Source organism: Pseudomonas sp. BNK-15 (assembly GCF_047456105.1).
GTDB classification, from domain to species: Bacteria; Pseudomonadota; Gammaproteobacteria; order Pseudomonadales; family Pseudomonadaceae; genus Aquipseudomonas; species Aquipseudomonas putida_E.
This window is the reverse complement of record NZ_CP179898.1, coordinates 2,595,939-2,618,268: the sequence shown is the minus strand read 5'-3', so window position 1 is coordinate 2,618,268 and position 22,330 is coordinate 2,595,939. Positions and strand designations below refer to the sequence as shown.

Genomic DNA, 22,330 nt, shown 5'->3' with positions numbered 1-22,330 from the left:
TGATGAAGCTACGCGGTCTGTATGCAATCACCGACAGCCAGCTGCTCGCCGGCCGTTTCCTGTCCCATGTCGAGGCGGCACTGGAAGGCGGCGTGCGCCTGCTGCAGTACCGCGATAAAAGCGATGATGCCGCCCGTCGACTGCGCGAAGCCCAAGCGCTTCTCAAGCTCTGCGAGCGCTACGGCACCGAGCTGGTCATCAACGACGACGCCGAACTGGCTGCGCGCCTGGGCGTCGGTGTGCATCTGGGGCAGACCGACGGCCCATTGACCCCGGCGCGTGCGCTGCTGGGCCGCCAGGCCATCATTGGCTCGACCTGCCACGCCAGCCTCGACCTGGCCGCCCAGGCCGCCAGCGAAGGCGCCAGTTATGTCGCCTTTGGCCGTTTCTTCAATTCCGTGACCAAGCCCGGTGCACCCGCTGCCGATGTTGGCCTGCTCGCGCAGGCCCGGGCCCAGGTCAAACTGCCGCTCGCCGTGATCGGCGGCATCACCCTCGACAACGCCGCTCCGCTGGTCGCCCACGGTGCCGACCTGCTGGCGGTGATCCATGGCCTGTTCGGTGCCGACAGCGCGCAGGAAGTCACCCGCCGCGCCCGCGCCTTCAACGCCCTGTTCGCTTCCTGATTTCAAGAGAAGATCCCATGTCCCGTTCCGAATCCCTGTTCGCCCAAGCCCAGAAGCACATCCCAGGTGGCGTCAACTCGCCGGTCCGCGCCTTCAAGAGCGTCGGCGGCACCCCGCTGTTCTTCAAGCATGCCGAGGGCGCCTATGTCGTCGACGAAGACGACAAGCGCTATGTTGACTACGTGGGTTCGTGGGGCCCGATGATCCTCGGCCACGGCCACCCACAGGTGCTCGACGCGGTGCGCAACCAGTTGCAGCACGGCTTGTCCTACGGCGCGCCGACCGCCATGGAAACCGAGATGGCAGACCTTGTCTGCTCGCTGGTGCCGTCCATGGAAATGGTACGCATGGTCAGCTCCGGCACCGAAGCCACCATGAGCGCGATCCGCCTGGCCCGGGGTTACACCGGCCGCGACGCCATCATCAAGTTCGAAGGCTGCTACCACGGCCACTCCGACAGCTTGCTGGTCAAGGCCGGCTCCGGTTTGCTGACCCAGGGCGTGCCAAGCTCGGCAGGCGTGCCGGCGGACTTCGCCAAGCACACCCTGACCCTGCCGTTCAACGACATCGCTGCAGTCGAGAAGACCCTGGCGGAAGTCGGCCAGACCGTAGCCTGCATCATCGTCGAGCCAGTGGCCGGCAACATGAATTGCGTACCCCCAGCGCCTGGCTTCCTCGAAGGCCTGCGCGAGCAGTGCGACAAGCACGGCGTAGTGTTGATCTTCGACGAAGTGATGACGGGCTTTCGCGTCTCGCTGGGCGGCGCCCAAGGCTACTACGGCATCACGCCGGACCTGTCGACCTTCGGCAAGATCGTCGGCGGCGGCATGCCGGTCGGCTGTTTCGGCGGCAAGCGCGAGATCATGGGCTGCATCGCTCCGCTGGGCCCTGTGTATCAGGCCGGTACCCTGTCGGGTAACCCGCTGGCCATGGCCGCAGGCCTGACCACGCTGAAGCTGATCAGCCGCCCGGGCTTCCACGACGAGCTGAGCGGCTTCACCAGCCGCATGCTCGACGGCCTGCAGCAGCGCGCAGATGCCGCTGGCGTGCCGTTCGTGACAACCCAGGCAGGTGCCATGTTCGGCCTGTACTTCAGCGGCGCCGACGATATCGTCACCTTCGATGACGTGATGGCCAGCGATGCCGAGCGCTTCAAGCGCTTCTTCCACCTGATGCTCGACGGTGGCGTCTACCTGGCACCTAGCGCGTTCGAGGCCGGCTTTACCTCGATCGCACACGGTGACAAGGAGCTGCAGATCACCCTGGATGCGGCTGAGCGGGCATTTGCCGCACTGAAGTAAAGCGCGGTCAGAGCTCTTCGCCGGGTAAACCCGCGAAGAGCTCTGGCGATAAATGCCCGTCCATCACCAGTAACTTTTCCCACCGGTACATAAATTCGAGTAAAACTTTGTAAGGTTGGCGCTGCTTATCCCATAATGTGCCACCAGAGACATTGGCCGTAGCTTTGCAGAGGTAAGTCGATCCCCATGAACCGCACCGGCCGCGCCCTTGCCCTGGGCTGCCTGTTGCTTCTTCAGCCCCTGCTGGCACTGGCGGAGGGCGGTAACTCGTTGCTGATTCCTGCAACGGGGCGCTGCACGCTCAATGTCCAGCCAGAGGACCAGCAAAACGCCCTCAAGGCTTGCGAGCAGATGGCGGCGACCGGGGACGCCCAGGCGCAGTACGAACTGGGTGAGTACTACTATGCGCAAACCCCCAAAGACCTGAAAATGGCCTTGGACTGGTTCGAAAAAGCCTCGCTGCAGGGCCATGCACAAGCCCAGTATCGCCTTGGCGGCATGTTCTTTCATGGTGAAGGGGTCGAGGCCAACAACGTACAGGCCTATATCCTGCTGAAAATGGCGGCGGTCAACGGCGCCGAAGATGCGCTGGACATGGCCGACGAAGTCACCGAGCAGATGCCCCGCGATGAACTGGAGCATGCCACCCAGGTGCTCGGCCAGATCTTCCGCAAATACCTGCTGGAACTGCAAAGCGCCGAAGGGCGCACGCCGTTCTCGCCGCTCCCCTGACTCGCTTTACTTCTCTGGCATCGGCATAGGGAACGGCATCACATTGCCACTTCCCTTGGCTTCGCTGATCTTGGCCGTGCCCAGGCGCTCGACCTCGTCGATACGCACGATCGAGTGCATCGGCACGAAGCTGCGGATCACACCTTCGAACTGGTTCTTGAGCTTCTCTTCGCTCGGGTCGACCACGATCTGGGTGCGCTCCCCAAAAACGAATTCCTCGATTTCCAGGAAGCCCCACAGGTCGCTCTGATAGATCTGTTTGGCATACATCTCGAAGACCTGCCCCTGATTGAGGAAGATCACTTTATAGATGGCGGGTTCGCGTTTGCTCATGTTTGCCGGGATAACACATGCGTAAGAAAAGGCGCGCATCATAACAGACAGGCCCGTTGATCTGTGCCGCCGATACCGTTGAACGTTTCAGTGCTTTCGCCCCTGCCCTTCAAGGGTTATTCTTGAGTTCACCATTATTGCCGTCGAGCGGCTAAAAACGACCTTGAACGCACCCATACAACCTCATCGTTTCATCCTCGAACCCTTCGAGGCCCACCGCTTCGCCAACCTGTGCGGCCAGTTCGACGAGCACTTGCGCCTGATCGAACAACGCCTGGCTATCGAAATCCGCAACCGCGGCAATCAATTCGAGCTGATCGGCGAACCCAAGACCACCTCTGCTGCCGAGCAACTGCTGCGCCGCCTCTATCGCGAGGCCAAGGCCACCGAGCTGTCGCCGGAAACCGTGCACCTGTACCTGCAGGAATCGACCGTCGAGAACATCGAAAACCCGGCAGTCAACGAGGTCAGCGTTTCCCTGCGCACGCGCAAGGGCAACATTCGCCCACGCGGCGTCAACCAGCAGCGCTACGTCAAGGAAATCCTGGCCAACGACATCAACTTCGGCGTAGGCCCGGCCGGTACCGGCAAGACTTACCTGGCCGTGGCCTGCGCCGTCGATGCCCTGGAGCGCGAGCAGGTGCGCCGCATCCTGCTGGTGCGCCCGGCGGTCGAGGCCGGCGAAAAGCTTGGCTTCCTGCCTGGCGACCTGGCCCAGAAGATCGACCCGTACCTGCGCCCGCTGTACGACGCCCTGTACGAAATGCTCGGCTTCGAGCACGTGGCCAAGCTGATCGAGCGCCAGGTGATCGAGATCGCCCCGCTGGCCTACATGCGCGGCCGTACCTTGAACAACAGTTTCATCATCCTCGACGAGAGCCAGAACACCACGCTCGAGCAGATGAAAATGTTCCTGACCCGTATCGGCTTCGGCTCCACTGCGGTGATCACCGGCGACATCACCCAGGTCGACCTGCCACGTGGCACCAAGTCGGGCCTGGCTCATGTGATCGAGGTGCTCAAGGACGTTCCGGGTATCAGTTTTACCCACTTCCAACCCAAAGATGTGGTTCGTCACCCACTGGTGCAGCGCATTGTCGAGGCCTATGACCGCTTCGATGCCCGCCAGGCCAAGCCCGAGGCGCCCGGCAAAGATGCTTGAACTTGACCTGCAGCGCGCCACGGATGCCGCCACCCCTGACGATGCCGCTTTGCGCGCCTGGTGCGAACTGGCCTTGCGCCAGCGCAGCGCCGACTCGGAAATGACCATCCGTCTGGTCGACGAAGCCGAAGGCCGCGAGCTCAACCACACCTACCGGCACAAAGACTACGCGACCAATGTGCTGTCGTTCCCGGCCGATGTGCCCGATGAACTGCTCGATATCCCGCTGCTGGGCGACCTGGTGATCTGCGTGCCGGTGGTCGAGCGTGAGGCTGCCGAACAGGGCAAGTCGCTGCAAGCGCATTGGGCGCACCTGGTCATCCACGGCTGCCTGCACCTGCTTGGCTACGACCACATCGAAGACGATGAGGCCGAGGAAATGGAAGCGCTGGAACGGGAATTGCTGGCAGAACTGGGTCACCCTGACCCGTATGCCGATGATGAAAACGATTCAATCACACACTGATACTGCAAGGATCACGAGAAACGCCATGAGCGAAGATCGATCGAGCAACGGGCAGAAGTCCTGGCTGGGTAAACTGACCCAGGCTTTTGCCCATGAGCCGAAAAACCGCCAGGAGCTCCTCGAGCTGCTGCGCGAAGCCCATCAGAACAAGCTGCTCGACAGCGAAGCGCTGACCATCGTCGAAGGCGCCATCCAGGTCGCCGACCTGCAGGTACGCGACATCATGGTGCCGCGTTCGCAAATGATCAGCATCAAGGCTACCCAGTCGCCTCGCGAATTCCTGCCGGCCGTCATCGACGCCGCGCACTCGCGTTACCCGGTGATCGGCGAAAGCCATGACGATGTGCTCGGGATCCTGCTGGCCAAGGACCTGCTGCCGCTGATCCTCAAAGAGAACGGCGACAGCTTCAACATCAGGGACCTGCTGCGCCCGGCCACGTTCGTGCCCGAGTCCAAGCGCCTGAACGTGCTGCTGCGCGAGTTCCGCGCCAACCACAACCACATGGCCATCGTCATCGACGAGTACGGCGGCGTGGCGGGCCTGGTCACCATCGAGGACGTGCTCGAACAGATCGTCGGCGACATCGAAGACGAGCATGATGTCGAGGAAGACAGCTATATCAAGCCACTGCCCAGCGGCGACTTCCTGGTCAAGGCGCTCACGCCGATCGAGAACTTCAACGAGTTCTTCGACAGCGAGTTCTCCGATGATGAGTTCGACACGGTTGGCGGCCTGGTGATGAGCGCTTTCGGCCACCTGCCCAAGCGCAACGAGACCACTGAGATCGGGCCCTACAAGTTCCGTATTCTCAATGCCGACAGCCGGCGGATACACTTGCTGCGCCTGACCCCGATCACCCGCTAAGGACAAACATGCGTTGGATCACCCGCCCCGGCTGGCCCGGTAACCTGCTGGCCTTGGCGGCCGGCGCCTCTACCCTTCTGGCCCTGGCGCCATTCGACATCTGGCCGCTGGCCCTGTTGTCCATCGCGGTGCTCTACCTCGGCCTGCGCGAGCTCACCCCGCGCCAGGCCATGTGGCGCGGCTGGTGGTTCGGGTTTGGCCTGTACGGGGCCGGCACCTGGTGGATCTACGTCAGCATGAACACCTACGGCGGCGCCTCGCCGCTGCTGGCGATCGTGCTGCTGGTGGCGTTCTTCGCCGCCCTTGCCTGGTTCTTTGCCCTGCCCACCTGGCTGTGGGCGCGCTGGCTGCGCCGCAATGAAGCCCCCTTGGCCGATGCGCTGTGCTTTGCCGCCCTGTGGCTGCTGCAAGAGGCTTTCCGTGGCTGGTTCCTGACCGGCTTCCCCTGGCTTTATGCCGGCTACAGCCAACTGGACGGGCCTTTGGCTGGCCTGGCGCCGCTGGGCGGCGTGTGGCTGATCTCTTTCGCCCTGGCATTGAGCGCGGCGCTGCTGTGCAACCTGCACCGCCTGCGTGCACGCCCATCGTTCCTTGCCGTGGGAGCCTTGTTGCTGCTGGCCCCCTGGGCTGTCGGCATGGCCCTCAAAGACCACGCCTGGACCAAGCCTGCTGGCGACCCACTGACGGTCGCAGCCCTGCAGGGCAACGTCGAACAAGAGCTGAAATGGGACCCGGCGCACATCGATGCACAACTGGCGCTGTACCGCGACATGAGCTTCAGCTCAAAACCGGTGGATCTGCTGGTTTGGCCAGAGACAGCCGTGCCGATCCTCAAGGACCAGGCCCAAGGCTACATCGACGTGATGGGGCGTTTTGCCGCCGACCGGCATTCGGCACTTATCACTGGCGTGCCGGTGCGCGAAGTGGTGCATCAGCAACGCCGCTACTACAACGGCGTGACCGTGACAGGCGAAGGCGATGGCACCTACCTCAAGCAGAAGCTGGTGCCCTTCGGCGAATACGTGCCACTGCAGGACATGCTTCGCGGCCTGATCGAGTTCTTCAACCTGCCGATGTCGGACTTCGCCCGCGGCCCTGAGGACCAGCCACTGCTCCAGGCCAAGGGTTACCAGATTGCCCCGTACATCTGCTACGAGGTGGTCTACCCCGAGTTCGCTGCGGGCTTGGCGGCGCGCAGCGACCTGTTGCTGACCATCAGCAACGACACCTGGTTCGGCACCTCGATCGGCCCGCTGCAGCACCTGCAGATGGCGCAGATGCGCGCGCTGGAAGCCGGCCGCTGGATGATCCGCGCCACCAACAACGGCGTCACCGCCCTGATCGACCCGTTTGGCCGGATCACGGCCCAGGTTCCGCAGTTCCAGCGGGCCGTGCTGTATGGCGAAGTGGTCCCGATGCAGCAACTGACGCCGTACCTGCAGTGGCGCTCGTGGCCGCTGGCGATTGTCTGTGCCTTGCTGCTGGGTTGGGCATTGCTGGCGGGGCGCATAGCCAAAACCGTCTGATCAGGCCGGAGCGGCCTTGTGTCGCGATGGGCTGCGAAGCGGCCCCAGGATATCAGCGGCGCCACAGATATCCTGGGACTGCTGCGCAGTCCTTTCGCGACACAAGGCCGCTCCTACGCGGGCTCGAGTGCTCTCTTGAATCAATAGAACAACCGATAGCCCGCCAACCCTACCGCTTCATTCAGCAATTGCCCGCTCTGCCACATCGCCCGGCTTTCCGGCAGCAACCCGGCAAACGGCCGCGCATGGTCCCGCCCAAGGAACCCCATCGGCGCCGGTATCACTTCAAACCCGGCCTGCTCGAAGCTCCAGCGCGAACGTTGCATGTGCCACGCCTGGGTCACCAGCACCACACGCCCAATACCCAGTGGCTTGAGTAATTGCGCGCTGAATTGGGCATTTTCCCACGTGGTTCGGCTGGCCTCTTCCTTCCATTTGACCTCGACAGCGAAATCTTCACGCAGCCGATCCGCCATTAGCCGCGCCTCGCTCGGCGGGGTATCGTAGTGCAAACCGCCACTGGTCAGCACCGGCAAGCCCGAAGCCTTGGCCAGTCGCGCGGCAAAGCGCATACGCTCAAGCGCCGTTGCCGAGGGCTGGTCCTCACCGCCCCAGGCCGGATCACCGCGCTCACGCCCTGCGCCGAGCACGACGATGGCATCCGCCCTGCGCGCCAGGCTGGCCCAATCGCCGGATGCCAGCGGGGGCTCGGTTTCCAGCAGGCGCGCACCGTGCTGCACCACCAGCGGCAGGCTCATCAACCACAACCCACCCAGCCCCAGCACAAAGCACAGCGCCGCCAGCCGCGGGCGCCGGGCGCGCAACCACCAGGCCGCCAGCAACAGCAGGAACAGGATGCCCGGCGGCATCAACCATTGTTTGATGAAAAATCGAATCGGCATCGGCTACACCTCCTTGGCAGGCGTGCAGCCTATGAGGATCGGCGCCGGTCAACAAGTGCGCTGCCGGCGCCGATCGAGTGAAGTGTTTGTTGAATTACCGGGGCGCGATGGCCTGCGCCGGGCGCCCTGAACGGCTAGCGATGTGGCAGCGTCCTGGGTGTCGCCGTCGTGGCGGGGCGTTTCTTGTCCTTGAGCCAGATGATCTTCGCCGATGTCGGTTCCGCATGCGGGTAACTACCGGCGCAGGCATTACGGCGTTCCGGGACCGAGTCCAGGTAAGCCTTGATCACTTCGAACTCTGCATGGCTCAGGCCACGCAACTCCAGCTCGGCTGGCATCTCGTCGCGCAATCGTACCGACGTTCTGGCGACTTCCAGGGCCAGGCCAAGACGGTCGATCAGGCGTTCGTAAAGCTCCGGTTTGATTGCGGGTAGCTGCGTCTCTCCCATCCGTTCACCTCATTGAAGATAAAGAATATCTCCCCCCACACCTGAGCTTAGCGCCGCTTCGAAAAGCAGCCCGGTGCAGCGACCAGCGGCCATTCGCAATCAGGGTTTCCCACGATGCGCGGCGCTACTGTATGCTACGGCGTTCACTCTCACGACACCGGAGTGCCGGACGCAGCGAGGTTCCGCTGCCTGGAACAAGGTCTCTTCTCTCTCAGCCAAAAGTAGCCATGCACGAACAATACACGCCCCGTGATATCGAAGCCGCCGCCCAGCATTTCTGGGACGAGCAACAGTCGTTCGCTGTTACCGAACAGCCAGGCAAAGACACCTACTATTGCCTATCGATGTTCCCGTACCCGAGCGGCAAGCTACACATGGGCCACGTGCGCAACTACACCATCGGCGACGTGATTGCCCGCTACCAGCGCATGCTGGGCAAGAACGTCCTGCAACCGATGGGCTGGGACGCTTTCGGCATGCCCGCGGAAAACGCGGCGATGAAAAACAACGTCGCCCCGGCCAAGTGGACATACGAAAACATCGACTACATGAAGACCCAGCTCAAGAGCCTGGGCCTTGCCATCGACTGGGCACGTGAAGTCACCACCTGCAAGCCGGACTACTACCGCTGGGAACAGTGGCTGTTCACCCGCCTGTTCGAAAAAGGCATCATCTACCGCAAGAACGGTACCGTGAACTGGGACCCGGCCGACCAGACCGTGCTCGCCAACGAGCAGGTCATCGACGGCCGCGGCTGGCGTTCGGGCGCGCTGATCGAAAAGCGCGAAATCCCCATGTACTACTTCCGCATCACCGACTACGCCGACGAGCTGCTGGAAAGCCTCGACGAGCTGCCGGGCTGGCCTGAGCAGGTCAAGACCATGCAGCGCAACTGGATCGGCAAGTCGCGCGGCATGGAAGTACAGTTCCCGTACGATCAGGCGAGCATCGGCCACGAAGGTACGCTGAAAGTCTTTACCACCCGTCCGGACACCCTGATGGGCGCGACTTACGTTGCCGTTGCCGCCGAGCACCCATTGGCTACCCAGGCCGCCCAGGGCAACCCGGCGCTGCAGGCATTCATCGACGAGTGCAAGAGCGGCAGCGTTGCCGAGGCCGACATGGCCACCCAGGAGAAGAAGGGCATGCCCACTTCCCTGCTGGTCGAGCACCCCCTGAGCGGTGAAAAGCTGCCGGTATGGGTCGCCAACTATGTGCTGATGCACTACGGCGACGGTGCCGTAATGGCCGTACCGGCCCACGACGAGCGCGACTTCGAGTTCGCCCACAAGTACAACCTGCCGGTCAAGGCTGTGGTGCGCACCAGCGCCGGCGACGAAGTCGGCAGCGAATGGCAGGCGGCCTACGGCGAGCACGGCCAGCTGATCAACTCCGGCGAGTTCGACGGCCTGGACTTCGCTGGCGCCTTCGACGCCATCGAGGCAGCCCTGATCCGCAAGGAGCTGGGCAAATCCCGCACCCAGTTCCGCCTGCGCGACTGGGGCATCAGCCGCCAGCGTTACTGGGGCTGCCCGATCCCGATCATCCACTGCCCGTCCTGCGGCGACGTGCCGGTGCCGGAAGACCAGCTGCCGGTCACCCTGCCAGAGAACGTGGTGCCGGACGGCGCCGGTTCGCCACTGGCGCGCATGCCCGAGTTCTACGAGTGCAGCTGCCCGAAATGCGGCGCCGCGGCAAAGCGTGAAACCGACACCATGGACACCTTCGTCGAGTCGTCCTGGTACTTCGCCCGCTACGCCTCGCCGAACTACGACAAGGGCCTGGTCGATCCGAAAGCGGCCAACCACTGGTTGCCGGTCGACCAGTACATCGGCGGCATCGAACACGCCATTCTGCACCTGCTTTACGCGCGTTTCTTCCACAAGCTGATGCGTGACGAAGGCCTGGTCACCTCCAATGAACCGTTCAAGAACCTGCTGACCCAGGGCATGGTGGTCGCCGATACCTACTACCGCGTCGCCAGCAACGGTGGCAAGGACTGGTTCAACCCGGCCGACGTCGAAATCGAGCGCGATGCCAAGGCCAAAATCATTGGCGCACGCCTGAAGACCGACGGCCTGCCGGTGGAAATCGGCGGCACCGAGAAGATGTCGAAGTCGAAGAACAACGGCGTCGACCCACAGTCGATGATCGAAGCCTACGGCGCCGACACCTGCCGCCTGTTCATGATGTTCGCCTCGCCGCCCGACATGAGCCTGGAATGGTCGGACTCTGGCGTCGAAGGTGCAAGCCGCTTCCTGCGTCGTGTCTGGCGCCTGGCCCAGGGCCACGTCAACCAGGGCCTGCCGGGTAAACTGGACCTCGCCACGCTGAACGACGAGCAGAAGGTCATCCGCCGTGCAATTCACGCCGCGATCAAGCAGGCCAGCACCGATGTGGGCCAGTACCACAAGTTCAACACCGCCATCGCCCAGGTGATGACCGTGATGAACGTCCTGGAGAAGGCCCCCCAGGGCACCGAGCAAGACCGTGCGCTGCTGCAAGAGGGCCTGGAGGCCGTCACCTTGTTGCTGGCCCCGATCACCCCGCACATTTCCCACGAACTGTGGAAGGCGCTGGGCCATGAGCAAGCGGTTATCGATGCTGGCTGGCCAGTTGTCGATGAAAGCGCTCTGGTGCAGGACACCGTAACCCTGGTGGTCCAGGTCAACGGCAAACTGCGTGGCCAGGTAGAAATGCCTGCAGCCGCCAGCCGCGAAGAAATCGAAGCCGCCGCCCGCAACAACGAAAATGTCCTGCGCTTCATCGATGGCCTGACCATCCGCAAGGTCATCGTAGTGCCAGGCAAGCTGGTCAACATCGTCGCCAACTGATGGCAACGCCCACCTGCAGCCAGTGCGGGTGGGCGGTATCGGCCCACAAGGGAGCAACAACATGATCAAACGCAATCTGCTGGTATTGGGCCTGGCCATCATGCTCAGCGCCTGCGGTTTCCAGCTGCGCGGCACCGGCACCTCCGAGCTCAGCGTCAAGGAAATGGACGTCAGTGCACGTGATGCCTACGGCCCGACCGTGACTCAACTGCGCGAAGTACTGGAGCGCAGCGGCGTCAATGTGCACACCGGCGCCCCGTATCGCCTGGTACTGACCAACGAACAGCAAACCCAGCGCGCAGCGTCCTACGCCAGCAGCAACCAATCTGCCGAGTACGAACTGACCACAGTGCTCAGCTACAGCATCCTTGGCCTGAACAACCTGGAGCTGATGAGCGACAAGCTGGAAGTGCGCAAAATCTATGTACGCGACGGCGGCAACATCACCGGTTCCGACCAGGAAGCCACTGTTGCCCGCGAAGAAATGCGCCGCGACCTGGTCAACGCCATGGTCGTGCGCCTGCAGATGCTGACGCCGCCTCAGCTGGACCAGTTGCAGCGCGAAGCTGACGAACGCGCCAAGGCCGAAGCCGCCGCACTGGAGGCCGCGCGCAGCCAGCAGGCGGAAACGCCGCAGCAATCGCCGCTGGAAATTCCGGGCAATTGAGCCCGTGCGGGGCACTCCGGTGCCCCGCCTGTTTCCGATGAAGCTCGCCCCCGCCCAACTCAACAAGCACCTGCAAGGCGCTCTGGCCCCGGTCTATGTGGTCAGTGGCGACGATCCGCTGCTGTGCCAGGAAGCCGCCGACGCCATACGCAATGCTGCGCGTCAGCAGGGCTTTGACGAGCGCCAGGTGTTCAGCGCCGACGCCAGTTTCGACTGGGGCACCCTGCTGCAGGCGGGCGCCAGCCTGTCCCTGTTCGCCCAACGCCGGCTGCTGGAACTGCGCCTGCCCTCGGGCAAGCCTGGTGACAAAGGCGCAGCGGCGCTGATGGAATACTGCGCCAACCCTGCCGAGGATACCCTGCTGCTGGTCAGCCTGCCCAAACTCGATGGCAGTGCGCAGAAGACCAAGTGGGGCAAGGCCCTGATCGAGGGCAGCCACTGCCAGTTCATCCAGATCTGGCCGGTGGATGCCCAGCAGTTGCCGCAATGGATCAACCAGCGTTTGGCACAGGCCGGCCTTTCGGCCCAGCGTGATGCGGTCGACCTCATTGCCGCACGTGTCGAAGGCAACCTGCTGGCTGCTGCCCAGGAAATCGAAAAGCTCAAGCTGCTCGCCGACGGCAGCCAGATCACCGTAGACACGGTGCAGGCGGCCGTTGCCGACAGCGCGCGCTTCGATGTCTTCGGCCTGGTCGATGCCATTCTCAATGGCGAAGCTGCGCATGCCCTGCGCATGCTCGAAGGCCTGCGCGGTGAAGGCGTGGAGCCACCTGTGATTCTGTGGGCCCTGGCGCGCGAACTGCGTCTGCTGGCGGGGCTTTCGCAGCAGTTCAGCCAGGGTGTGCCCTTGGACAAGGCCTTCAGCCAGGCCCGCCCACCGGTATGGGACAAGCGCCGGCCGCTGGTCAGCAAAGCCCTGCAGCGCCTGTCGGCGCAGCGCTGGGCGCAGCTGCTGCAGGATGCCCAGCGCATCGATGCGCAGATCAAGGGGCAAGCCGTGGGGTCACCATGGACCGGGCTGTCACGCTTGTCATTGCTCATGGCCGGGCAGCGGTTGGCTCTACCGCCTGAGTGACTCAAATACTGGGAGCTTGTTTGCAGCCCCGGTATTTCAAACCATTGACACAATCAATTGGCCCCGGCCTCTCTACAGGCCTAGAGTCCGCCCCGAAACCCACCCGACCCGGGAATCCCGCCATGAGCAAAAAGCCGAAGAAGCACGGCCCCAACAAGGCCAAATCCATCGTCGCCCAACCCTTGTTCCGCTGCCGCCAGGAGCGACCGGACAAGGGCAAAGGCAGCTACCGCCGCGAAGCCTTCCAATCGAGAGATTGGGAGGCTTCTTACTTTTTGGCCGCATGAAAGCATCGAAAGCGCAGGCATGATATGGTCGGCACCTGACCTGAAATTCTGGATCTGTGCATGCCCTTCAGTCTTACCCCTCGCTGGAAATCCCGCCAGCTGCTCGCGGCCTCCAGCTTAATCCTGCTCGTCGCCTGCGCGGAAAAGCCCACCGCCGCCGACGCCCTGCCGCTGGCCCCCGCCCAGCCCGCGCCGGTAGTGACTCTGCCCAGCGCCACGCCCGACGTCAGCACTGAAATTCAGCCGCTGCAAACATTTGCCCAATGGCAGGCCGGCTTCCGCCAGCAAGCGCTGCAGGCTGGTATCTCGGCAAGCACTTTCGACCGCGCGTTCATTGGCGTGACGCCGGACATGGATGTGATCAAGGCAGACCGCAGCCAGCCCGAATTCACCCGCCCGGTGTGGGAATACCTGGAGGGAGCACTGTCGCCGCTGCGAGTGCGAAACGGCAAGAAACTGCTTGAGCAGAATGCCGAGCTGCTGGCCCGCCTCGAACAGCGCTATGGTGTAGACCGTCAGGTCCTGGTCTCGGTCTGGGGCATGGAGAGCAACTTTGGCCAGTTCCAAGGCAGCAAGTCGGTAATTCGCTCACTCGCGACCCTGGCGTATGAAGGCCGCCGCCCGCAGTTTGCCCAGGATCAGCTGATTGCCGCGCTGCAGATCATCCAGCATGGTGACATCCAGCCAGAGGCCATGCGTGGTTCCTGGGCCGGCGCCATGGGCCAGACCCAGTTCATTCCCACCACCTACAACACCCATGCAGTGGACTTCGACGGTGACGGCCGCCGCGATATCTGGAACAGCACTCCGGATGCCTTGGCATCGACTGCGCATTACCTGCAAAGCTCCGGCTGGAAGCGCGGGCAACCATGGGGTTTCGAGGTTCAGGTACCTGCAGGCTTCGACTTCTGGCTGGCCGATGGCGCGCTGCGCAAGCCCGTCAGTGAGTGGTTGCAATTGGGTGTGAAACTGCCGGCGGGCACCAAACTGCCGATGGGCAGCAACGAACTTTCCGCAGCCCTGCTGCTGCCGGCCGGCGCCCGTGGCCCAGCATTCCTGGTGCTGGACAACTTCCGCGCCATTCTCAAGTACAACAACTCATCGTCCTATGCACTGGCCGTGAGCTTGCTGGGCGATCGTTTTTCGGGCTGGGGCTTCATCGCAGGCAGCTGGCCCAAAGAAGACTTGCCGCTGAGCCGCAGCGAGCGCATGGAGCTGCAGAACCTGCTCAACGCCAACGGGCATGATGCGGGCAACCCCGATGGCATCATCGGTGCCAATACCCGTAAGGCCATTCGCAATGCGCAGCAGGGTTTTGGGTGGCCAGCAGATGGGTACCCGACGCACAAGTTGCTCGATAGCCTGCGTCAACGGTGATAATGCCGGGGGCGCCTTGCGCCCCATCGCGACACGAGAAATCGCTCATCCCCCTGTAGGAGCGGCCTTGCGTCGCGAAAGGGCCGCAAAGCGGCCCCGACAATCTCACCCCTTGAACAAATCCTGCGCCAATACCAGGCTCCGCGCCTCGCTGTCCAGCACCACCTCTGCACCCAGCGGCAAACACACGTTCGGGTCACAATGCCCGCTGCGCCACCCGGACAGCACTGGCACACCCAACGGCGCGAAGATGTCCAGCAACAGGGGCGTCAACGCCGCCACGGTGATACCGGCAAAATCCCCCACCAGCACCCCCTTCACCCCCGCCAACTTGCCTGCCAGACGCAACTGGGTCAGCAGCCGGTCCACCCGGTAAAGCGGCTCGTTGACGTCCTCGATGAACAGGATGCAGCCCTTCGTATCGATCTGCGCCAGTGTTCCCAGGGTCGCCCCCAGAATCGACAGGTTGCCGCCCAGCAAACGCCCCCTGGCAACACCAGGCACCACGCAATTCAAGACGAATTCAGCCGGGTGCACGATGGCATCACCCTCCCCTAACGCCCCACTCAACTGCGCCATCAGCGACGACTCGGTCGGTGCGAGCTTGGCACCCAGCAGGTCAGCGTTGAGCATCGCTCCATGAAAGCTGATCAAGCCGCTATGACGATAGATAGCCGTGTGCAGCGCAGTGATGTCGCTGTAGCCGATCAGCGGCTTGGGGTTGCGCCGGATCAGGTCGAAGTCGAGCTGATCGAGCAGGCGCATGCTGCCATAGCCACCGCGCATGCACAGGACTGCGTCGATGGTCGGGTCAGCGAAGGCATCGTGCAGATCCTGTAACCGTTGCTGATCGGAGCCCGCCAGATAGCCTTCGGCATGCCCCACTCCAGGGTAGATACGGCAGCGATAACCGCGCTCGGCAAACCACTGGCCAGCCTTTTGCGCATCCAGCCTTGCCGGCCCCGCCGGAGCGACAATGGCAAAGCAGGCATTGTCCGGCAGCGCGGCGGGCAGGCGGTGTTCAAACGTTTCGGCGCAATTCATCGCAACTCCTTGCAGCGCTGGGCACAAAAACAAAAAAGCCGATGCCGCCTTTCGGCGTGCATCGGCATGTACGGCTCAAACCAGGATCAGAGCTTGATCTTGGCTTCGTGAGCCTGCTGGTCGGCATGGTAGGACGAACGCACCAACGGGCCCGATGCGACGTTCTTGAAGCCCATCTTGTAGCCTTCCTCGGCAAACCAGGCGAAGGTGTCGGGGTGCACGAAACGCTGCACTGGCAGGTGGCTGCGCGAAGGCTGCAGGTACTGCCCGAGGGTGAGCATGTCGATGTCATGCTCACGCATGCGGTGCATCACTTCGATCACTTCTTCGTCCGTCTCGCCCAGGCCGAGCATCAGGCCAGACTTGGTCGGTACGTGCGGCACCATCTGCTTGAACTTCTGCAGCAGGTCCAGCGACCAGTCGTAGTCCGAACCGGGACGTGCGGCCTTGTACAGGCGCGGTACGGTTTCAAGATTGTGGTTGAAAACATCCGGTGGCTCTTGCGCGGTAATCTCCAGGGCCACATCCATCCGGCCACGGTAATCCGGCACCAGGGTTTCCAGCTGTACGCCCGGCGACAGCGCGCGGATCTCGCGGATGCAGTCGGCGAAGTGCTGGGCACCACCGTCGCGCAGGTCGTCGCGGTCCACCGAGGTGATCACTACGTACTTCAGGCGCAGATCGGCGATGGCAACAGCCAGGTTTTTCGGCTCGTCCACATCCAGCGGTTTCGGCCGGCCGTGGCCGACATCGCAGAACGGGCAGCGACGGGTGCAGATGTCGCCCATGATCATGAAGGTGGCGGTACCACCGGAGAAGCACTCACCCAGGTTCGGGCAGGAAGCTTCTTCGCACACGCTGTGCAGCTTGTGCTTGCGCAGCAGTTGCTTGATGCGGTCTACCTCAGGGGAAACCGGGATGCGCACGCGGATCCAGTCGGGTTTCTTGGGCAGCTCATCGGTAGGGATGATCTTCACCGGAATGCGCGCCACCTTGTCGGCACCACGCAGCTTGACCCCAGCTTCCACCTTCTTCGGCGCTGGGCGCGGGGTGGCATCCTGGGTAGGTATCAGGTTCGGCACGGCTTCTTGCACAGTTGTCATATTCAGTCGATTCCGCCCGTCAGGGTCGTCTGCTCAGCATAGTCGAGGTGCTTGACCAGCTGTCCGCGCAGCCTTGTCCTGACCTCGTCGAGTTCGATCGGGCCTGCCAGGTCACGCAGCTGGGTCATGGCCAGCCCCGCATACCCGCAGGGGTTGATTCGGCGGAATGGCGCAAGGTCCATGTCCACGTTCAGAGCAAGGCCGTGAAAAGAACGGCCATTGCGGATTCGCAGGCCGAGGGAGGCGATTTTCGCTCCATCGACATAGACACCCGGCGCATCGGGCTTGGCCGCAGCGCTGACACCGTAACTGGCAAGCAGCTCGATCAGCGTCTGTTCGATGCGGCTGACCAGTTCGCGCACACCAAAGCCAAGGCGGCGCACGTCCAGCAGCAGGTAGGCAACCAGTTGCCCGGGGCCGTGGTAGGTCACCTGGCCACCCCGATCGGTCTGCACCACCGGAATATCGCCCGGTACCAGCAGGTGCTCGGCCTTGCCGGCCTGGCCCTGGGTGAAAACCGCGGGGTGCTCTACCAGCCAGATTTCATCCTGGCTGTCCGGGCTACGCTGCTCGGTGAAGCGACGCATGGCTTCCAGCACCGGTTCATAGGGCTGCAGGCCAAGCTCGCGAAAACCGAGACAAAGGGACATCAGAGCACCATTTTCACGATGCCGGTGGCACGCAGGGCGCTGTTTATATCGTGCAGCTGATTTTCGCTCTCGGCAACGATGTGCAACTGCACCGTGGTGTACTTGCCTTCCTTGCTCTGGCGCTCGGCCAAAGTGGCGAGGTCGACCTTGGCATGCTTGCTCAGGACCTCGATCACCATGTCCTTGAAGCCGACAACGGTATCGCCGATGACCTTGATCGGGTAATCGGCGCAGGGGAATTCGATCTTGTGCGACTTGACGTCAGGTTCGCTCATGGCGGAAACGGCCTCGTAAGCCGTGGCAACAACAACGCCCCCGCAGGATTAAGGGGGCGTGCAGGTCACGTATCAGTTGAACAACCCGTAGAAGAATAGACGGATGCTATCCCACATACGACGGATGAAACCACCTTCCTCTACGCCATCGAGGGCGATCAGGTCGGCGCTGTGAACCACGTTCTCGTCCAGTTTGACTTCCACTTTACCGATCACGTCACCTTTGGCGATCGGTGCGGTGAGCTGCGGGTTCATGGTCATCGAAGCCTGGAGGCGCTTCATCTGGCCTTTGGGCATGGTCAGGGTCAGGTCGTCGGCCAGGCCGGCCTTGACGATGCTGGTGGCGCCTTTCCAGACCGGGGCCTGGGTCAGTTCCGTGCCCTTCTGATAGAAGGTCTGGGTTTCGAAGAAGCGGAAGCCATAGGTCAGCAGCTTCTGGGTTTCGGCAGCACGGGACTGCTCGCTGTTGGTGCCGAACACCACCGCGATCAAGCGTTGGCCGTCGCGTACAGCCGAGGCCACCATGCAGTAGCCGGCTTCTTCGGTGTGGCCGGTCTTCAGGCCATCGACTGTCTTGTCACGCCACAGCAGCAGGTTGCGGTTTGGCTGCTTGATGTTGTTCCAGAAGAACTCTTTCTGCGAGTAGATCGCGTAGTGGGCCGGGTCGACGTTGATGATCGCGCGCGCCAGGGTAGCCATGTCATGGGCCGAGGAGTAGTGGTCCGGGTGCGGCAGACCGGTCGGGTTCATGAAGTGGCTGTTGGACAGACCCAGGTCGGCGGCAGTCTTGTTCATCATGTCGGCAAAGGCATCTTCGCTGCCAGCGATGTGCTCGGCCAAGGCGACCGATGCGTCGTTGCCCGACTGGATGATGATGCCATGCAGCAGGTCACTGACGGTGACCTGGCTACCGACCTTGATGAACATGCGCGAACCACCGGTGCGCCAGGCATTCTCGCTGACGGTGACCGGATCGTTCTCGCCGATCTGGCCACGGCGGATGTCCAGGGTGGCGATGTAGGCGGTCATCAGCTTGGTCAGGCTGGCCGGCGGTAGGCGCTCGTCACCGTTGTTCTCGACCAGCACATTGCCGCTGGACGCGTCCATGAGTACGTAGGACTTGGCTGCCAGTTGCGGTGGTGCCGGCATCATCTGCTCTGCCGCAAAGGCAGCAGGCGTGATCATCAGCAGTACGGGCAGGCAAAGTCGTTTGGCAAGGTTGGTGATGTTCATCCGTCTCTCGAAAATCGCTAATGGTCTGAGATGTTCCCTGGGCCACATCGTGTGCCCAGCGCCAGTCAGTCTAGTTTTTGCGGCTCAGGGCCGAGCCCAGGAAGTGCGGCTTTATGTCGCTGCGGGCAAAAGCGGACATTGTACATGGCCGCGCCCGTCAATTCATGACAAAACAGACAGCTAGAGGCTCAAGCCTCAAGCTGCAAGACAAGGCGACGCGCACCTTGGCTTCTTCTTGAAGCTTGCCGCTTGCCGCTTGCCGCTGCCGTCAGTCTGTGACCAGCTTGGCCTGGCCAAGGTTCGCCAGGCGAATGCTGTCCTGCGCCTGCTGGATTTCGCCCTGGCTGCTGATCGGCCCCAGGCGCACGCGGTGCAGGGTCTGCTGGTTGCGCACGATGGAGCTGATGAACACCGGTGCGCTGACCATGGTGCTCAGCTTCGAACGCAACAGCTCGGCGGCGTCCGGGTTGGCAAACGCGCCCACCTGCAGGAAGCTGCCACCGTTGCCTGCCGGCACATTGTTGCCACCCACTTGCACTGGCACTACGGGCGCTGCGTGTTGCTGCGCCGGCGGCGACCATTGCTCGACACGCCCGGTGCTGGCCGCAATCGCCTGAGGCTGGGTGGCCTTAGGCTCCTTGAGCATCAACGGCGGCTGCTGGCCACGCTGAGCCCACCATTGCTGGGGATCGATACCTTCGACCCGCACGTGCGCGGTGCCGCTCTCGGCATAGCCGAGCTTCTTGGCTGCGGCATAGGACAGGTCGATGATGCGGTCGGAGTAGAACGGGCCACGGTCATTAACCCGCAAGATCACGCTGCGCCCGTTGGCAAGGTTGGTCACCCGCACGTAGGCCGGCAGTGGCAGGGTCTTGTGGGCTGCGCTCATGCCATACAGGTCGTACAACTCACCATTGGCGGTGTTCTGCCCGTGGAACTTGGTGCCGTACCAGGAGGCGGTGCCTTCGGCACGGTAGTTGCGCGAGTCCTGCATGGGGTAGTAGGTCTTGCCCAGCACCGTGTAAGGGTTGGCCTTGTAGTTGCCAGTGTGCACGGTCGGCGTCGCGTCCGGGATCTTGTTCACATCCACGTCCCACCACGGCGCACCGTCCTTGTGGGCACGGTTGATATCCAGGCCAGGCTGCGCACGAACGGTATTGCCGCTTTTCTGGGGGGCCGGCCGGCTGGAGGAGCAACTGACCAGCAGCATGCCGACGGCCATGCAGGCCAGCAACTTGAAGGTATTGGCAGAAATCATTGCGCGCATTACTTGACGCCCCGTGCTTGGACCAGCTGTTCCGAAAGCTGATGCACCGCCATGGCATACATCACGCTGCGGTTGTAGCGAGTGATCGCGTAGAAATTCTTCAGGCCCAACCAGTATTCAGGCCCGTTTGCGCCTTCCAGACGGAAGGCGGTGACTGGCAGATCACCGCGCAACGCATCATGACTCGACCAGCCAAGCGCCTGCAACTCTGCGACCGTTTTCACCGGCTCGATACCCGTGGTCAGGCCTTCGTCTGCCCGCGCACCACTGACCTGGGCACGACTGACCACGCCCTGCCCAGCCACCCAGCCGTGCTCTTTGAAGTAGCTGGCGACACTGCCGATGGCATCGTCAGGGTTGTTCCAGATATTGATGTGGCCATCGCCATCGAAGTCCACCGCGTAGTTGCGAAAGCTGCTCGGCATGAACTGCGGCAGGCCCATGGCACCGGCGTATGAACCTTTGAGGGTCAGCGGGTCGAGCTGCTCTTCGCGCGACAGCAGCAGGTATTCACGCAGCTCCTTGCGGAAGAACTCGGCGCGCGGCGGGTAATCGAAGCCCAGGGTCGACAAGGCATCGATCACACGGTAGTTGCCAGTGTTGCGGCCAAAAAAGGTTTCCACACCGATGATCGCGACGATGTACTGCGCCGGTACGCCGTACTCCTGCTCCGCCCGGGCCAGCACCGCTTCATGCTGGCGCCAGAAGTCCACACCGCGGGCGATGCGCGCGTCGGTGATGAACATCGGTCGGTAATCCTTCCACGGTTTTACCCGCTCGGCCGGCCGCGATATGGCGTCCAGGATCGATTGCTTGCGCTGAACCTCGCGGAACACGCCCATCAACTGCTCGCTGGCAAAGCCATAGTCGCGGCTCATCTCACCGACGAATTCGGCCACCTGAGGCGAGCCGTCATAATCGCCGGCATGCGCCTGCTGGACAGCGGCGAACAGGCCCACCGCGCCGAACCACGGCGCAAAACGGGCAGCCCAGTTACGCACTGCTTGCATGAAATTCTTCACCTTTTTCAAACCTGTGCGATCCATTTACGGTGCGTATGGATCGACATGAGAACGCCAAACGCTGACAGCAGCGTCACCAACGAAGTTCCGCCATAACTAATGAAGGGCAGCGGCACGCCCACCACGGGCAATAGGCCGCTGACCATACCGATATTGACGAATACATATACAAAGAAGGTCATGGTCAGGCTGCCTGCAAGCAGCTTGCCGAACAAGGTCTGCGCCTGAGCCGTGATCATCAGCCCACGACCGATCAGCAAGAGGTAGACGATCAGCAGCAGGCAGATGCCGACCAGGCCGAACTCCTCGCCGAGCACGGCGATGATGAAGTCGGTATGGCTCTCGGGAAGGAAGTCCAGGTGCGACTGGGTGCCCAGCAGCCAGCCCTTGCCGAACACGCCACCCGAGCCAATGGCCGCTTTGGACTGGATGATGTTCCAGCCGGTGCCCAGCGGGTCGCTTTCAGGGTCGAGGAACGTCAGCACACGCTGTTTCTGGTAGTCGTGCATGACGAAGAACCACATGGCCACCGCCACAGGCACGGCCGCCGTCAGCACGCTGAGGATCCAGCGCCAGCGCAGGCCGCCCATGAACAGCACGAAGGCGCCGGAGGCAAGGATCAGCAACGCCGTACCTAGGTCCGGCTGGCGGACGATGAGGATGAACGGCACGCCAATCAGCACCAGGCTGATGGCCACGTGTTTCAAATGAGGCGGCAAGGTGCGTTTGGACAGGTACCAGGCGATGGTCGCCGGCATGATGATCTTCATGAACTCCGAGGGCTGGAAGCGTATTACCCCGGGTATGTTGATCCAGCGCGTGGCACCCATGGCGTTATGGCCCATGACGTCCACCACGACCAGCAGCAGCACCCCAGTGAGATAGGCAAGAGGCACCCAGCGCGCCATGAAGCGGGGTTCAAGCTGAGCGATGACGAACATCGACACCAGCCCGATACCGAATGAAGTGGCCTGCTTAAGTAGCAAATCCCAGTTCTTGCCGCTGGCAGAATAGAGCACGAACAGACTGCCGGCGGCGAGGGTCAGCAGGATGACCAGCAAGGGGCCGTCGATGTGGATGCGCTGCAGGAAGCTGGCGCGTCGACGCATCACGTCCTCGCTGGAGAGCATGCGA

The 22,330-nt window shown here is 62.6% G+C and carries 23 protein-coding genes; 12 read left to right on the top strand and 11 right to left on the bottom strand.

Annotated elements, in window-relative coordinates; all coding sequences use genetic code 11:
* Positions 1-2 precede the first annotated feature (2 nt).
* The 3 genes from thiE to ACMGF5_RS11985 all read left to right on the top strand — a co-directional run bounded on the left by thiE (position 3) and on the right by ACMGF5_RS11985 (position 2,659).
* Entirely contained in the window at positions 3-626 is a 624-nt protein-coding gene (gene thiE, locus ACMGF5_RS11995) for a thiamine phosphate synthase (protein ID WP_115273498.1), read from the top strand.
* Positions 627-643: 17 nt separating this feature from the next.
* On the top strand, positions 644-1,927 hold the full coding sequence (gene hemL / locus ACMGF5_RS11990; RefSeq protein WP_115273497.1) for a glutamate-1-semialdehyde 2,1-aminomutase: 1,284 nt from the start codon (positions 644-646) through the stop codon (positions 1,925-1,927).
* Between the two features lie 186 nt (positions 1,928-2,113).
* A complete protein-coding gene (locus ACMGF5_RS11985) occupies positions 2,114-2,659 on the top strand; it encodes a tetratricopeptide repeat protein (RefSeq protein WP_119688210.1) in 546 nt (181 codons plus the stop codon).
* 6 nt (positions 2,660-2,665) lie between these two features.
* Here ACMGF5_RS11985 and ACMGF5_RS11980 read toward each other — a convergent pair whose 3' ends face one another.
* Positions 2,666-2,992, bottom strand: coding sequence for a DUF1820 family protein (locus tag ACMGF5_RS11980; protein ID WP_039601874.1), 327 nt, complete (start codon positions 2,990-2,992; stop codon positions 2,666-2,668).
* A 163-nt stretch (positions 2,993-3,155) separates the two neighbouring features.
* Here ACMGF5_RS11980 and ACMGF5_RS11975 point away from each other — a divergent pair, with 163 nt between their 5' ends.
* Genes ACMGF5_RS11975 through lnt form a run of 4 tightly spaced genes read left to right on the top strand, consistent with a single transcriptional unit; the run spans position 3,156 to position 7,011 of the window.
* The gene (locus ACMGF5_RS11975) at positions 3,156-4,154 is read left to right on the top strand and encodes a PhoH family protein (RefSeq protein WP_039601873.1); all 999 of its coding nucleotides are present in this window, start codon (positions 3,156-3,158) and stop codon (positions 4,152-4,154) included.
* Positions 4,147-4,620 carry an rRNA maturation RNase YbeY gene (gene ybeY, locus ACMGF5_RS11970; protein ID WP_012312569.1) on the top strand — a complete coding sequence of 158 codons (474 nt, stop codon included), beginning with the start codon at positions 4,147-4,149 and terminating at the stop codon, positions 4,618-4,620. The genes ACMGF5_RS11975 and ybeY overlap by 8 nt, the downstream gene beginning before the upstream one ends.
* A 25-nt stretch (positions 4,621-4,645) precedes the next feature.
* Complete coding sequence (locus ACMGF5_RS11965; protein ID WP_046785138.1) at positions 4,646-5,485, top strand: HlyC/CorC family transporter; 840 nt, start codon at positions 4,646-4,648, stop codon at positions 5,483-5,485.
* Between the two features lie 8 nt (positions 5,486-5,493).
* Positions 5,494-7,011 carry an apolipoprotein N-acyltransferase gene (lnt, locus tag ACMGF5_RS11960; protein WP_414157806.1) on the top strand — a complete coding sequence of 506 codons (1,518 nt, stop codon included), beginning with the start codon at positions 5,494-5,496 and terminating at the stop codon, positions 7,009-7,011.
* 140 nt (positions 7,012-7,151) lie between these two features.
* Here lnt and ACMGF5_RS11955 read toward each other — a convergent pair whose 3' ends face one another.
* Both ACMGF5_RS11955 and ACMGF5_RS11950 read right to left on the bottom strand, forming a co-directional pair.
* Positions 7,152-7,913, bottom strand: a complete 762-nt coding sequence (locus tag ACMGF5_RS11955) for a YdcF family protein (RefSeq protein ID WP_046785136.1) — start codon at positions 7,911-7,913, stop codon at positions 7,152-7,154.
* 134 nt (positions 7,914-8,047) lie between these two features.
* Positions 8,048-8,362 (bottom strand): hypothetical protein, encoded by a 315-nt coding sequence (locus tag ACMGF5_RS11950; protein WP_012312565.1) that lies wholly within the window; start codon positions 8,360-8,362, stop codon positions 8,048-8,050.
* A 227-nt stretch (positions 8,363-8,589) separates the two neighbouring features.
* Here ACMGF5_RS11950 and leuS point away from each other — a divergent pair, with 227 nt between their 5' ends.
* The 5 genes from leuS to ACMGF5_RS11925 all read left to right on the top strand — a co-directional run bounded on the left by leuS (position 8,590) and on the right by ACMGF5_RS11925 (position 14,602).
* Positions 8,590-11,196 (top strand): leucine--tRNA ligase, encoded by a 2,607-nt coding sequence (gene leuS, locus ACMGF5_RS11945; protein ID WP_046785135.1) that lies wholly within the window; start codon positions 8,590-8,592, stop codon positions 11,194-11,196.
* A gap of 61 nt (positions 11,197-11,257) precedes the next feature.
* A complete protein-coding gene (lptE, locus tag ACMGF5_RS11940) occupies positions 11,258-11,863 on the top strand; it encodes an LPS assembly lipoprotein LptE (RefSeq protein WP_012312563.1) in 606 nt (201 codons plus the stop codon).
* 37 nt (positions 11,864-11,900) lie between these two features.
* Positions 11,901-12,938, top strand: a complete 1,038-nt coding sequence (gene holA / locus ACMGF5_RS11935; RefSeq protein ID WP_115275467.1) for a DNA polymerase III subunit delta — start codon at positions 11,901-11,903, stop codon at positions 12,936-12,938.
* Between the two features lie 122 nt (positions 12,939-13,060).
* Positions 13,061-13,225: an alternative ribosome rescue factor ArfA gene (gene arfA / locus ACMGF5_RS11930; protein WP_016489355.1), complete on the top strand. Its 165-nt coding sequence runs from the start codon at positions 13,061-13,063 to the stop codon at positions 13,223-13,225.
* 60 nt (positions 13,226-13,285) lie between these two features.
* A complete protein-coding gene (locus tag ACMGF5_RS11925) occupies positions 13,286-14,602 on the top strand; it encodes a lytic murein transglycosylase (protein ID WP_115273493.1) in 1,317 nt (438 codons plus the stop codon).
* A 105-nt stretch (positions 14,603-14,707) separates the two neighbouring features.
* On the opposite strand, the gene ACMGF5_RS11920 is transcribed toward ACMGF5_RS11925, so the two are convergent.
* The 8 genes from ACMGF5_RS11920 to rodA all read right to left on the bottom strand — a co-directional run bounded on the left by ACMGF5_RS11920 (position 14,708) and on the right by rodA (position 22,305).
* Complete coding sequence (locus ACMGF5_RS11920; RefSeq protein ID WP_414156221.1) at positions 14,708-15,646, bottom strand: S66 peptidase family protein; 939 nt, start codon at positions 15,644-15,646, stop codon at positions 14,708-14,710.
* An 86-nt stretch (positions 15,647-15,732) separates the two neighbouring features.
* Positions 15,733-16,749 carry a lipoyl synthase gene (gene lipA, locus ACMGF5_RS11915; RefSeq protein ID WP_012312558.1) on the bottom strand — a complete coding sequence of 339 codons (1,017 nt, stop codon included), beginning with the start codon at positions 16,747-16,749 and terminating at the stop codon, positions 15,733-15,735.
* A 2-nt stretch (positions 16,750-16,751) separates the two neighbouring features.
* On the bottom strand, positions 16,752-17,399 hold the full coding sequence (gene lipB, locus ACMGF5_RS11910) for a lipoyl(octanoyl) transferase LipB (protein WP_012312557.1): 648 nt from the start codon (positions 17,397-17,399) through the stop codon (positions 16,752-16,754).
* Positions 17,399-17,674 (bottom strand): DUF493 domain-containing protein, encoded by a 276-nt coding sequence (locus tag ACMGF5_RS11905; RefSeq protein ID WP_012312556.1) that lies wholly within the window; start codon positions 17,672-17,674, stop codon positions 17,399-17,401. The genes lipB and ACMGF5_RS11905 overlap by 1 nt, the downstream gene beginning before the upstream one ends.
* Positions 17,675-17,746: 72 nt before the next feature.
* Positions 17,747-18,907, bottom strand: a complete 1,161-nt coding sequence (locus ACMGF5_RS11900) for a D-alanyl-D-alanine carboxypeptidase family protein (RefSeq protein WP_046785132.1) — start codon at positions 18,905-18,907, stop codon at positions 17,747-17,749.
* Between the two features lie 268 nt (positions 18,908-19,175).
* The gene (locus ACMGF5_RS11895; protein ID WP_046785131.1) at positions 19,176-20,174 is read right to left on the bottom strand and encodes a septal ring lytic transglycosylase RlpA family protein; all 999 of its coding nucleotides are present in this window, start codon (positions 20,172-20,174) and stop codon (positions 19,176-19,178) included.
* Positions 20,174-21,184 (bottom strand): lytic murein transglycosylase B, encoded by a 1,011-nt coding sequence (mltB, locus tag ACMGF5_RS11890; RefSeq protein WP_046785178.1) that lies wholly within the window; start codon positions 21,182-21,184, stop codon positions 20,174-20,176. The genes ACMGF5_RS11895 and mltB overlap by 1 nt, the downstream gene beginning before the upstream one ends.
* A 17-nt stretch (positions 21,185-21,201) precedes the next feature.
* Positions 21,202-22,305: a rod shape-determining protein RodA gene (gene rodA, locus ACMGF5_RS11885; protein ID WP_042111868.1), complete on the bottom strand. Its 1,104-nt coding sequence runs from the start codon at positions 22,303-22,305 to the stop codon at positions 21,202-21,204.
* Between the last annotated feature and the right edge of the window lie 25 nt (positions 22,306-22,330).